The following is an 11,565-nucleotide window of genomic DNA, read 5'->3' as shown; positions in this document are numbered from 1 at the left end:
AATAATCACTGACCACTAACAGGACAATATTATGGCTATATCAAAAAAACCGCTGGCGGCCGCACTCGGTGCAGCTTTTCTGGCAAGCTCGATCTCTCCTCTGGTAACGGCAGAGTCCAACCCTTTCTCCGCACAGCAGCTCAGCGGCGGCTACGATCTCGCCAATTATGACAAACACGAAGAAGGCAGTTGTGGCGAAGGTCGCTGTGGTGGCGATAAATCTGACGGTGAAGGCAGCTGCGGCGGTGAGAAAGCCGATGGTGAAGGCAGCTGTGGTGGCGAAAAGGCTGACGGCGAAGGCAGCTGCGGTGGTGAGAAAGCCGATGGTGAAGGCAGCTGCGGCGGGTAGGTAGTGCCGCAAGCTGACCGGGTACTCCACGGAGCGGGACTCGGCTTACGGCGGGCCCTGATGGGCCCGTTATCATCTATTGACCAGGGAGCGGTCGATTTTCTGGAAGCAGCACCGGAGAACTGGATCGGTGTTGGCGGCCGCTATGGCAAGCAGTTCCGGGCGATGGCTGAACGCTACCCCATCGTGCTGCACGGCCTGTCGCTGGACATCGGCGGGCCGGACCCTATTGATACAAACCTGGTAAAAGCCGTGCGCGCATTGATGGGTGACATCGATGTGCCGCTTTACAGCGAGCATTTGACGTACTGCGCGGCTGGTGGCCACCTGTACGATCTCCTGCCCATCCCGTTTACCGAGGAGGCCGTGCACCATGTGGCCGAACGTGTGCGACAGGTGCAGGATATTATCGGCCAGCCCATTGCACTGGAAAATGCCTCCTACTACGCGCAACCCTATACGGATCTGACGGAAGCAGAATTTATCAATGCCGTGCAGCGCGAAAGCGGCTGTGATCTGTTGCTAGACGTCAACAATATATACGTCAACGCGATCAACCACCGTTATGACCCCAACGAGTTTCTCGATGCGCTTTCGCTCGACAGAGTGCGATATATCCATATTGCCGGGCACTATGACGAGGCACCGGACCTGAAAGTGGATACCCACGGTGCCGATGTCATCGAAGCGGTCTGGGAACTGCTGGCGGCGGCCTATAGTCGGCTTGGGCCAGTACCCACACTACTTGAAAGGGATTTTAACCTGCCGCCACTGGAAAACCTGCTGGAGGAGGTGGCGCAGGTCCGGTCAGTGCAACAGCAGGCACAGCATCGCAACGTCGGCTCGGTCGGCTCCCATGGCTGAATCTGTATTGAAGGCCAGTCAACTCGAGATGGCGCGCTACCTGCGCAATCCCGGGAAATACCCGGTTCCGGCAGGTATTGAGCCGCGACGTATGAAGATTTATGAGCGCCTTGTCTACAATAATATTGAGAGCTTCATCAGCGGAGGTTTCCCGGTGCTGCGCTCGCTCTACGAGGAGGATACATGGCATTCCCTGGTACGGACATTTGTCCACCAGCACCGCTGCCACACGCCGTATTTTCTGGAGATCAGCCAGGAGTTTCTGCAATTCCTGATGCAGGATTATCAGCCGCAGGACAGTGATCCACCTTTTTTGGCAGAACTGGCGCATTATGAATGGGTGGAACTGGCCCTGAATGTCTCAGAAGAGGTACTGCCTGCAAAGGTCGAAGTGGAGGATATTCTCACGGCTGTCGTGACCTTGTCGCCGCTGGCATGGTGCCTGTGTTACCAGTTTCCGGTGCATCGCATTGGCCCCCGGTTCAGGCCGACAGAGTCCTCTGAGCCGACGTATCTGGTGGTCTACCGGGATTGGGCAGACAAGCTGGGGTTCATCGAACTCAATGCCGCGACGGCGCGCCTGCTGGAGTTGGTCCGCGAAAACAGCGCCGAAACCGTGCAAAAAGTGCTGGAGGGCCTCGCTGCCGAGCTCGGGCTCCCGCCCGAACAAATAGTCGCTCACGGTGGCGAACAGATGGGCCAATTTGCTGCGAGTGGAGTGATACAGGTCTCAATGCCCTGATTCGGGAGTTATTCACCAGTTGATCCCTCCGCGACCTCAGCGTACCATCCCTCCCTTTAATCCTTGGCAAGCCCCAGAAATGACTTTCAAGCGTTTCGTGCTTCTACTGCTGATGGCACTCCCGCATTATTCGTCGGGTGCGTCTGAAGACGAGAGTCAGATTGACCCTTGGGAGCCGATGAATCGGCATATTTTCAGCTTCAATGAATCCCTGGATGAGTATGTCCTACTCCCCGCAGCAAAGGGTTACCGCTATGTGATGCCCGATCCGGCAGAAAAGGGTGTCACCAACTTCATTTCCAATGTGTACGAGTTCAATTCGATCTTCAACTCGCTGCTGCAGGGCCGCCCCGAAAACGCATTGCGCAGCGCTGGGCGTCTGCTGGTGAATTCCACCGTGGGTCTGTTGGGCCTGATAGACGTAGCGACGCCGATGGGGATTGAGCACAGCCCCGCAGATTTTGGCCAGACGCTGTACACCTGGGGGGTCGATTCGGGCCCCTATGTGGTACTGCCAATGTTCGGCCCTCGTACCGTTCGCGGCAGTGTCGGCTACCTGGTGGATACCTACTCCTCTCTGCCCGGCCTGCCCGGTGTGATAGAGGATAGGGAATGGGCCTACCTGTTTTGGGCGGTTGAAGCCGTGGATTTGCGTGCCAATCTGATAGATGCAGATGAATTGGTCACTGGTGATCGCTACATCTTCATTCGCAATGCCTACTTGCAGCGCCGCGAATATTTCCTCACGGGAGAGCTTAACGACAGCTTTACAGAGCAGGAACCTCCAGAAGATTACCTCGAATTCTGAATGCCTTACGGCGCGATGGGATTGAACAGAATGGCCGAAAGAACCAGTAAAATTGTAAAATCCTGCCAAAGCGTTTCTGCCGTGGTTGCCTGCACTTCGCGATGGGCGTAGTGTCACGCCCAATACACAATCAAAGCCTGCTATGACCGCTTCAAATGGCAATGTCCTTATTGTTGATGATCTCCCCGGCCGCGCCGAAACGCTGGCGAGTTTTCTATCGCATTCTGATTTCAATGTCGAGGTGATCACAGACGTCAGTAATTCTACCTATTCACTGGGTGGGGACAGTGATCTGGACGTCATTTTGTGTGAGTTGGATCTGCGTGACTTTTCCTGGGTGGCCGCGCGCCACGCCCTGCGAGAGATGGATGTTCAGGTTCCGGTGATCATGTTCTGCGATGTTGCTGACCCCGAGAAAATGATGACGGCGCTCCGGCTCGGTGCCAGCGATTTTTTCCTGCGCCCTATCGAAGACAAGGATGCCCTCGTCAGATCTATAGAGCGCTGTGTCCGTCAGCGCAACTTGCGCAGGGAGCTACAGGACTCACGCGATCGCCTGGAAGCGGCTAATATGGAGTTGCGCGGCACCGTTAAGATGCTTGAGCAGGATCAGCAGGCGGGCCGGCAGGTGCAGATGCGTATGCTGCCGGCGACCCCAATGGTGCTCAATGACTATGTGTTTAGCCATACAGTCATCCCGTCGCTTTACCTCAGCGGCGATTTTACCGATTACTTTACGGTGGGTGACGACTATGTGATTTTCTTCATGGCGGATGTCTCCGGCCATGGCAGCTCATCCGCTTTCGCAACCGTTCTGCTGAAAAACCTCTTCGCCCGCAAACGCTCAGATTACTCCCGGCGCCACGATGAGACAATTCTGGAACCGGTTGCTATGCTAAAACATGCGAACAAGGAACTTCTGGACCTGGATGTAGATAAATTCGCCACCATGGTGGTCGGTTTGCTTGATATGCGCCGGAATACCTTGCGTTACAGCGTCGCCGGGCACCTGCCTCTACCGGTACTGGTGTCCGACGAGGGCGCGCGCTACCTCGACGGAGAGGGGTCCACTGTGGGCTTGATGGAGGAAGCTGCTTATGAGGAGCACTCGATTGATCTGCCCGACCGTTTTATGCTGGCGCTGTTTTCCGATGGCATTCTTGAGATTTTGCCGCCAATGAGCCTCATCGAGAAGGAGCAGTACTTTTTGAAGGTGTTTGAGCAGACGGCTGATTCCCCGGATCAGCTGGCGTCACACCTCGGTTTGGACCATGTGGAGACCGCGCCTGACGATATAGCAGCGCTGTTTGTGATAAAACGTGACTGATGTGAGCGAGGGACGAATTCTCGCCGCCAGTCAGGATGGCGCCTACGTCATTCGCCTTGAAGGCGATGTACGTCTCACGCTGTGTACCACTATCGATGATTTTGTTGAGCAGATGTTTGCGGATCCCCATTTTGCGAGTGTCTGGGTGGACCTTTGTGACGCACAGGGACTCGATAGTACAACCCTGGGCTTACTGGCCAAACTGGCTCTGAGGGTGAAGGAGCAATTCGGGTTTGCTCCCGCTATCTACTCCTGTGATGCGGGTATAAACCGCCTGCTTAGAAGCATGGATTTCAATCGCCTGTTTGTACTGCATGAAGAGGCGTGTGCGAATCCAAGCGATATCGAAGAGATTCCCACAGTGATCGGTAGTGAGGAGTCTGTTAAGGAAAAAGTACTTGAGGCCCATCGGGTCCTGATGGGCGTTTCAGAAGAAAATCGTAATCGTTTTAAGGACTTGATTTCGGCCCTGGAGCGCAGCTGACTCAGGCCTGCGCGGCCAGTTTGCAGTGAATGTAGTTTGAGTGCGGCACGTAGATCAGGTCTGCCACATTGCGGATCAGGTGTTCCTCGTACTTGTCCACATCCCCATCGGCATAGGCGACGGCCCACATCGCGCTGATCAACTGAACCTTTTGATCCAGGCTCCAGCCCTCGTTGATTACGCGCGTAAACTCGTAGAGTGAGGTAGCTTCCTCCACACTTTCCTGCGCAGCAGCGACCAATGCGTCAACCTCGGAAGTTTCCAGCTCCAGTACGGTGGGAAGCAACTTGGCAAGCGTGGTCATCTCGACACTGGATTCGTTGAAGTCAGCCCTCGCAGTTTCAACCATCAAGGCCGCGGCGGCCAGCCGGAGGTTGCGGGCTTTGGATTCTTCGCTTTGCGGTGGCGCGTGTTCGAACAGAGTTTTTAATACGTGAATCATTGCGAACCTATCAATTGTTCCAGTTTGGCCTGGTCGGCGACAAAGTTACGGATACCCTCGGCCAGTTTCTCGGTGGCCATTGCGTCCTCGTTCAAATCAAAGCGAAATGCCGCTTCAGTGGGCTGCGTTCTAGCGTCTTTGCTGCTGGCGGTATCCGGACTAAGTCTGCACACCAACTCACCGCTGTCGTTCGCGAGCTCCTCCAGTAGGGCTGGGCTGATGGTGAGTCGGTCACACCCCGCCAGCGCTTCGATCTCCCCGCTGTTGCGAAAACTGGCGCCCATTACGACAGTCGAGTACTGGTGCTGCTTGTAGTAGTTATAGATTCTGGTTACCGATTGCACACCGGGGTCATCCTCGGCATCCTCCAGACTGATATCTGTATTGGCCTTGTACCAATCCAGGATTCGGCCTACGAAGGGTGATATCAGGTAGGCACCCGCATCGGCGCAGGCGGCGGCCTGGCCAAAGCTGAACAGCAGCGTGAGATTGCAGTTGATATCCTCGCGCTCCAGTTGCCGGGCAGCGGCGATACCTTCCCAAGTAGATGCCAGCTTGATCAATATGCGCTCCCGGGAAAAGCCGGCTTCCTCGTACATCCCGATCAGCTTTTTCGCCCGTTCAATAGAGGCCTTGGTATCAAACGACAGGCGGGCATCGACTTCGGTGGAAATGCGACCGGGAACAATACCGAGAATCTCCGCTCCGACATCGACCGCAAAGCGGTCTGTGCAATTGATGAGCTGTTCCTGATCGCTGCCGCCAAGCGTGATGGCCCATTGTTTGGCTTTGCCCAGCAGGGCCCCGTACTGCGGCATTGCCGCTGCCTTGAGTAACAGCGAGGGATTGGTGGTGGCGTCGCGCGGGGCGTAGCGTCGAATGGCTTCGATGTCGCCGGTATCGGCCACCACATCTGTCATACTTTTTAACTGGTCGAGTTTGCTGTTCATTACATCCTGCTATCAGTGATCGGCTACCAGTGCCCAAGCCTGCGCGAGTACGTCTATTCCCGCGCCTTTCTTGTAAGCATTTTCGCTCAGGTGGCGGCGGAATTTCCTGGCTCCCGGAACACCCTGGTATAAACCGAGTATGTGGCGGGTAATATGATTCAGTGAAGCACCGCGAGCGAGCTGCGCCTCGGCGTATGGCAACAACGCAGCGATAATATCATCGCGGGATTCGGCCGGTTTGTCCATTCCGAACAGGACTTCATCCACGTCCGCCAGCATCCACGGGTTCTGGTAGGCCTCTCTACCGAGCATTACGCCATCGACGTGTTGCAGGTGTAACCGGCATTCGTCCAGTGTCTGGATGCCGCCATTTATTACTATCGTGAGCTGAGGATAATCGGCCTTGAGCCGGTACACCCAATCGTAATTGAGCGGTGGAATCTCGCGATTCTCTTTGGGTGACAGGCCCTGCAGCCAGGCCTTGCGCGCATGCACAATAAAGACGGAGCAACCAGCAGCAGCCACGGGCTCAACGAAGGCCTGCAGTTCACTGTAGGACTCCATATCATCGATGCCGATTCGGTGCTTCACCGTGACAGGTATGTCACAGTTTTGCACCATGGCTCTAACGCCATCTGCGACGAGTTGCGGGCGGGCCATCAGGCAGGCGCCAAACATGCCGGACTGCACACGGTCTGAGGGGCAACCGCAGTTGAGGTTCACTTCATCGTAACCCCATTCCTGCGCCCACTGCGCACATCGAGCCAAGTCATCGGGGTTGCTGCCCCCGAGTTGCAGTGCCACCGGGTGCTCCTCGGCATTGTAGTGGAGGAACCGTTCCCTATCGCCATGGATGAGTGCGCCGGTGGTGACCATTTCGGTATAGAGAAGCGCCTGCCGGGACAGTAGTCGCCAGAAAAAGCGGCAGTTGTGATCTGACCAGTCCATCATGGGAGCGATCGAGAATCGCCGATGATCTGCCAGTGTCGTGGTACCCGTCATGTACGTTTGTCCAAATATCGAGGTGAATCTGTCCCAGCGGTCTTGCAATTTAACATTTTGCGAAGGGCGGGTGGAGAAATGCGAGCGGGGAGCGGGAATTATTCCGGATTTGGTGAGGCACCATTTTCAACGGGTATGCACCAGTGCGCTGCCGCCCCGATCACTCTGCCAGGTGCGGGGCTGGCGTGACTGCTGTGCTCGCGGTTTACAGCCTAGAATGTCTTGAGCTGGCTTGAGCGTATTTGTAGCGGCTGGTAGCCAAATACAGCGCTGAGGTGATGCAGGTAGGCGTGTTGCCCATTGCGCCGCCACTGGTCGTTAAGGCGTGAATCGACATTCTGGTAATGTTGCAGCAGCGCGGTGTAGTCCACCTCACCCTCAAGCGGCGCTTGCTGGCTTAACTCCTGCACCAGCATCAACCAGGTCTGGCTCACGCCCATTATGAAGTACGGCCATGAACGCTGGATTTCGATTGGCCACTCAGGGTCGCTGGTCAGTTCCAGGCGGGCCAGCTCTTCGGGGCTGCGCTGTGCGAAGCTGACTTTGTCCAGCAAGCCGCTATCCATCAGCCACGTGGTGACCGGGGCTGACGTGATTTCTTCATCGATGCGGTCTGCGGTCGCCCGGTCGGAGTAGAATATCAAGCTGAACTGGTTCCCGGCACGGTCGCGCCCGGCGCGCCGATGAATGCGCCACAGCGGGAGGTCCTGCTGATTCTCTATCAGTACGGGTAGGAGTACCTGCTCGGCAATAAGCAGGTGTGCGGCAAAATCGGGAGGCTCGTCTTCGGGCCACTTCAGTCGAAAGCGAACCTGCCACCAGTAGCGTTCAGCGTGTTCGGCGTCGAGAGCGGCAGATTGCGGTGTAAAGCTCTCAACGGGTGTCACCTGCAGTGTCGGTGTACATGCCGCCAATAATACACTGGCGATGATCAGCCAGATTCTAGGACCCAGATACATGTAATCGCGACTCCTGCTGCAATTGATAGGTTTTTCGCCAACTGAAAAATCCCCAGACCGAGAGTACACTGTAAAGCGCAATAAGTACTGCGTAAATGTCCAGGCTGCGATCGTGGTAGAGCCAGACTGATGCCAGATTGAGTATCAGCCAGTAAATCCAGGCTTCCAGCACTTTGGCGATTTCCATATAGGTGGCCAGAATACTGAACACAGTCGTGAATGCGTCCAGCAGTGGGCGCTCCGCATCGCTATAGGTTTGCACGCTGTAGCCCAGGGCCAACGCGAGCGCACTGCCCGCGAACAGCGCGCACCAATGGAAAAGTGCCGGCCATTTAGTTACCGGGTTGGCATTTTCAGCGGTGCGCTGACGCCAGCGCAGCCAACCCCAGCAACCCATCGCGGCAAAGAATACGTACAGGAAAGCCTCGGAATATAGCCTGGCGTCGATGAACAGGTAGACACTGAGCAGGCTGCCGATGATACCAAAAGCCCAGCAGAGAATGTTTTCCCGGATCAGCAGAATCACATAAAAGAGATTGGCAGCGGTAGCCAGTATTTCTACAATCAGTGCGGTTGAAATGTCGCCGTCCATCAATGTTTAACTCCCAGAGAAATCAGTATATGTTCGTCGTTACCCGAAAACACTCGCGATGACGCAGTGGAACCTCGATCAGGGGCTTATCCTCACCGAGATACCCGTCCTGCCAGTGGCACCGGTACAGCACGCTATGCGGGACTTTATGTCGACGCCCATGCACTATCGCCGTAATTTTCTGCAAAAGGCGTATGGCGTGGCCTTTGACGGTTATTCCCATTGCGGTCAGACCGACAGCTCCCACCAGGCGCCGGATGACCTTTTGCATTCGTTCGTCCTTTCGGACAGCTTTCCAGCCGAGCGCTACCCGAAAGCATTTCAAGGTTTTGTCCGGGAACACTGGACATCACTGGTGTCCAGGATACGCACACTGGAGTTGTCGCTGCTGGACGCTGTGCCGGTAGAGGTCACAGCGTGGTACCGGCAGTATGCGTCACACATGCTGTCCGCCAACTTCTATCCGCCCGTGCAACAGTTCGATGCAACGGCGCAGGGAAATACCCGTCTCTCCGCTCATCCCGACGTGTCGCTATTCACGGTCTTTCCCTTTGGACTCGATAACGCCTTCGAATACAAGGACGCGCGTGGCCAGTGGGTGCCTGCGCCGGTTACAGACGGCATGATTGCCTTTCCCGGTTATCTGCTGGAGTGGCTAAGCGGCGGCAGGATAAAGGCGTTGAACCACCGGGTCCGTCTTGATACTGATCACAGCGTTGAACGTTATTCATTCGCCGTGTTCTCTATTCCGGCACCTGGCGCCACGGTAGCGCGGGCCGCGCAGACCCCGGGTGAAAGCCCCGAGGTGCTGACAGCGCAGGCCTATTTTGCGCAGTACTGTGGACTGTGGGACTACTGAGCCGCAGTTTCATCTGCGTGTTCAAAACGCGTAGGTGAATTCTATGCCGTAGGTTCTGGGTTCGCCGAGTTGTGTATAGGTTTCGTTCTGGTAGGCACCATAGTCGTCGCGCGGGTCATTCCCGAAATACAGGCCGTGCACCGCGAAATCCTTGTCCGTCAGGTTGCGACCCCAAACGGTTACGCCAATTGCGTCACGCTGCCAGTGCAGGCTGGCATTGAGCAGGTCGTAACTGTCCAGCTTGCCATCGTGGTAGTAGCCGTAATAGCTGTCCCCACTCCCCTCAACTTCGATGTGCCCGCTCCACTGGTCGTTGAAAGTGACACGTGTGCCCACGTTATACTGGTATTTGGGGGACTTGGCCTGATCGCGATTGTCCTTGCTGACAAACTGGAATTCATCGAGATCAAAGGCCTCTATGGTGTCCACCTCCGCATGCAGCAGACCAATATTCGCGAAGAGTTCAAAGTAGTCATTGAGAACAAAACTGCTTTCGACTTCCAGACCGTAGTTGTGTGCATCGCTGGTGGAATCCAGATAACCGATCCACAACCCGGCGGCATCATCCCACATCCAGTTTTCCAGCTGCGCATTGCTTCTGTCAGTGTAGAAAACCGCAGCGCTCAGTGCCAGGCGCTGGTCAAACTGCAGTGTCTTGATACCGATTTCTGTATTTAGCAGACTCTCATCGTCGAAATCCAGCTTGCCTTGCGTGAAGTCCTGAAAGACGGGCGACATGAATGGCTGGTTCGCCGTGGCTGACGTGTTCACGCCGCCGGGTTTGGCACTGCGCGCGATGGTGGCGTATACCATGGTGTTGTCGTCGAACTGGTAGCGCGCGCTGAGTTTGGCATTCCAGAGGTTGTCGTTGTTGTCGCTGTTGAAGCCGTTGCTGTCGCTGTAATCATCTTCAAAGCGCTCCAGTCGCGCGCCCGCTACCAGGGATAGCTGGCTGGAAACGGCATACTCGTACTCGCCATAGATCGCGTACCGTGTGGTGTCGTAGTCGCTGTTGCTGGAGAAATCACCGTACCATACGCTCGGGAAGCGGTAGTCGTAGTTTTCGCTGCCGTCATTGGCGTACAGCCCGATCACATAGTTACCTTCGCCAGCGGACAAGGTGTTCTCGCCCCCAAGCAGGCGTACATCAGCGACCAAGCGCTCGCGGTTGCGTTTGAAAATTTCCTGCGCTGTTTCATGGCCACCAGAGCAGGTGAATATCTCGCAAAACTCATCGGACACCCAATCGGCATCATAGCTTTGGTGCAGCTTCATATCGATGTAGCTGACGGTGGCTTCCAGCCTGAGGGTGTCCGACAGCAACCAGTTGCCGCTGGTGTCAACAGCGAAGGTCTCTTGCTGGTCGTGTCCGGGTTCATCCGACCAGGTGGTGCGCTCATTTTCAATTGACCAGGGGTCGTGGCCGTTGTCGGCATCAAAATAGAGTACGCCCAGCTCGTACAGTGATGCTTCTGTGGGCGACCACTGCAGCCTGCCCCGGCTGGTAAATTCATCAAAATCGTTGGTGTCGTGCTTGTCGAGATTTTCGTTCTCGATGTAGCCATCGCTGTTGTTCTGCTGCACTGCCAGACGCCCCCGCACGGTATCGTGCAGAGGTCCGCTGACAACCAGTCCCGCGTTGTAGCTGTCGTAGTTGCCGACGCCGCCGCTCAATTCACCCTCAAAGGATTCTGTCGGCGCATTGCTGATGATATTGATCATGCCCGCGTGGCCACTGGACCCGTAGCGGGTACCCTGTGGTCCGCGCAGCACCTCCACCTGCGAGACATCGAACAGCATACCGGCGTTGACGCTGTCCCCCAGTTCGAGATTGTCCAGCCGCATGCCGACTGAGGGGTAGTATTTGGGGTCGTAGTACTGCTCGAGATCACCGATACCGCGAATTTGCACAAAGCGACTGCGCGATGCACCGGATGCCCAGGTCACATTGGGGACGGCGTTGAGTATATCCTCCAGATGCTGGGCGGCACGGTCGGTAATAGTGCTTTCTGAGATGACACTGACGCTGCCGACGGTTTCCATCAGTGCGGTATCGCGGAAGTTTGCGGTGACAATAATTTCTTCCAGTCGCGGGTTTTCTGCAGATAAGGTAACAGGGGAGCCTGAAAAAGTTGCCGCAGCAAGCAGTGGGGGCAGGATTGAATAGCGTTTTGACATATTGAGCCT

At 55.9% G+C, this 11,565-nt stretch carries 13 protein-coding genes; 7 read left to right on the top strand and 6 right to left on the bottom strand.

What is annotated here, in order from left to right; translation table 11 throughout:
- Positions 1–31: 31 nt before the first annotated feature.
- From AC0L6S_RS07245 to AC0L6S_RS07220, 6 genes are all read left to right on the top strand, one after another.
- Complete coding sequence (locus tag AC0L6S_RS07245) at positions 32–349, top strand: HvfA family oxazolone/thioamide-modified RiPP metallophore (protein ID WP_473427757.1); 318 nt, start codon at positions 32–34, stop codon at positions 347–349.
- 3 nt (positions 350–352) lie between these two features.
- Complete coding sequence (locus AC0L6S_RS07240; RefSeq protein WP_473427756.1) at positions 353–1,213, top strand: HvfB family MNIO-type RiPP peptide maturase; 861 nt, start codon at positions 353–355, stop codon at positions 1,211–1,213.
- Positions 1,206–1,955 (top strand): HvfC family RiPP maturation protein, encoded by a 750-nt coding sequence (locus tag AC0L6S_RS07235; protein ID WP_473427755.1) that lies wholly within the window; start codon positions 1,206–1,208, stop codon positions 1,953–1,955. Before AC0L6S_RS07240 ends, AC0L6S_RS07235 begins: the two co-directional genes overlap by 8 nt.
- Before the next feature lie 79 nt (positions 1,956–2,034).
- Entirely contained in the window at positions 2,035–2,763 is a 729-nt protein-coding gene (locus AC0L6S_RS07230; protein WP_473427754.1) for an MlaA family lipoprotein, read from the top strand.
- Positions 2,764–2,905: 142 nt separating this feature from the next.
- Positions 2,906–4,090, top strand: a complete 1,185-nt coding sequence (locus AC0L6S_RS07225; protein ID WP_473427753.1) for a PP2C family protein-serine/threonine phosphatase — start codon at positions 2,906–2,908, stop codon at positions 4,088–4,090.
- Positions 4,083–4,574 carry an STAS domain-containing protein gene (locus AC0L6S_RS07220; RefSeq protein ID WP_473427752.1) on the top strand — a complete coding sequence of 164 codons (492 nt, stop codon included), beginning with the start codon at positions 4,083–4,085 and terminating at the stop codon, positions 4,572–4,574. Before AC0L6S_RS07225 ends, AC0L6S_RS07220 begins: the two co-directional genes overlap by 8 nt.
- A gap of 1 nt (position 4,575) precedes the next feature.
- Here AC0L6S_RS07220 and AC0L6S_RS07215 read toward each other — a convergent pair whose 3' ends face one another.
- From AC0L6S_RS07215 to pnuC, 5 genes are all read right to left on the bottom strand, one after another.
- Positions 4,576–5,016, bottom strand: a complete 441-nt coding sequence (locus AC0L6S_RS07215) for a tellurite resistance TerB family protein (protein ID WP_473427751.1) — start codon at positions 5,014–5,016, stop codon at positions 4,576–4,578.
- On the bottom strand, positions 5,013–5,966 hold the full coding sequence (gene tal, locus AC0L6S_RS07210; RefSeq protein WP_473427750.1) for a transaldolase: 954 nt from the start codon (positions 5,964–5,966) through the stop codon (positions 5,013–5,015). The genes AC0L6S_RS07215 and tal overlap by 4 nt, the downstream gene beginning before the upstream one ends.
- Positions 5,967–5,978: 12 nt before the next feature.
- A complete protein-coding gene (gene dusA / locus AC0L6S_RS07205; protein ID WP_473427749.1) occupies positions 5,979–6,968 on the bottom strand; it encodes a tRNA dihydrouridine(20/20a) synthase DusA in 990 nt (329 codons plus the stop codon).
- Positions 6,969–7,180: 212 nt separating this feature from the next.
- A complete protein-coding gene (locus tag AC0L6S_RS07200) occupies positions 7,181–7,927 on the bottom strand; it encodes a hypothetical protein (protein WP_473427748.1) in 747 nt (248 codons plus the stop codon).
- Positions 7,911–8,519 carry a nicotinamide riboside transporter PnuC gene (pnuC, locus tag AC0L6S_RS07195; RefSeq protein ID WP_473427747.1) on the bottom strand — a complete coding sequence of 203 codons (609 nt, stop codon included), beginning with the start codon at positions 8,517–8,519 and terminating at the stop codon, positions 7,911–7,913. Before pnuC ends, AC0L6S_RS07200 begins: the two co-directional genes overlap by 17 nt.
- Positions 8,520–8,577: 58 nt before the next feature.
- Here pnuC and AC0L6S_RS07190 point away from each other — a divergent pair, with 58 nt between their 5' ends.
- Positions 8,578–9,378 carry a 2OG-Fe(II) oxygenase family protein gene (locus AC0L6S_RS07190; RefSeq protein ID WP_473427746.1) on the top strand — a complete coding sequence of 267 codons (801 nt, stop codon included), beginning with the start codon at positions 8,578–8,580 and terminating at the stop codon, positions 9,376–9,378.
- 21 nt (positions 9,379–9,399) lie between these two features.
- On the opposite strand, the gene AC0L6S_RS07185 is transcribed toward AC0L6S_RS07190, so the two are convergent.
- The gene (locus tag AC0L6S_RS07185) at positions 9,400–11,556 is read right to left on the bottom strand and encodes a TonB-dependent receptor (RefSeq protein WP_473427745.1); all 2,157 of its coding nucleotides are present in this window, start codon (positions 11,554–11,556) and stop codon (positions 9,400–9,402) included.
- Positions 11,557–11,565: the final 9 nt, after the last annotated feature.

The organism is Halioglobus sp. D3-4, from assembly GCF_055809315.1.
The sequence above is the reverse complement of the archived record's forward strand: the minus strand, read 5'-3'. Positions and strand labels throughout refer to the sequence as shown.

What these genes read in the sequence shown, in the direction of transcription:
- AC0L6S_RS07200 (WP_473427748.1), bottom strand. Translation starts at nt 7,927, where the DNA reads ATGTATCTGGGTCCTAGAATCTGGCTGATCATCGCCAGTGTATTATTG.
- dusA (WP_473427749.1), bottom strand. Translation starts at nt 6,968, where the DNA reads ATGACGGGTACCACGACACTGGCAGATCATCGGCGATTCTCGATCGCT.
- tal (WP_473427750.1), bottom strand. Translation starts at nt 5,966, where the DNA reads ATGAACAGCAAACTCGACCAGTTAAAAAGTATGACAGATGTGGTGGCC.
- AC0L6S_RS07185 (WP_473427745.1), bottom strand. Translation starts at nt 11,556, where the DNA reads ATGTCAAAACGCTATTCAATCCTGCCCCCACTGCTTGCTGCGGCAACT.
- AC0L6S_RS07235 (WP_473427755.1), top strand. Translation starts at nt 1,206, where the DNA reads ATGGCTGAATCTGTATTGAAGGCCAGTCAACTCGAGATGGCGCGCTAC.
- AC0L6S_RS07245 (WP_473427757.1), top strand. Translation starts at nt 32, where the DNA reads ATGGCTATATCAAAAAAACCGCTGGCGGCCGCACTCGGTGCAGCTTTT.
- AC0L6S_RS07215 (WP_473427751.1), bottom strand. Translation starts at nt 5,016, where the DNA reads ATGATTCACGTATTAAAAACTCTGTTCGAACACGCGCCACCGCAAAGC.
- AC0L6S_RS07190 (WP_473427746.1), top strand. Translation starts at nt 8,578, where the DNA reads ATGACGCAGTGGAACCTCGATCAGGGGCTTATCCTCACCGAGATACCC.
- AC0L6S_RS07225 (WP_473427753.1), top strand. Translation starts at nt 2,906, where the DNA reads ATGACCGCTTCAAATGGCAATGTCCTTATTGTTGATGATCTCCCCGGC.
- AC0L6S_RS07230 (WP_473427754.1), top strand. Translation starts at nt 2,035, where the DNA reads ATGACTTTCAAGCGTTTCGTGCTTCTACTGCTGATGGCACTCCCGCAT.
- pnuC (WP_473427747.1), bottom strand. Translation starts at nt 8,519, where the DNA reads ATGGACGGCGACATTTCAACCGCACTGATTGTAGAAATACTGGCTACC.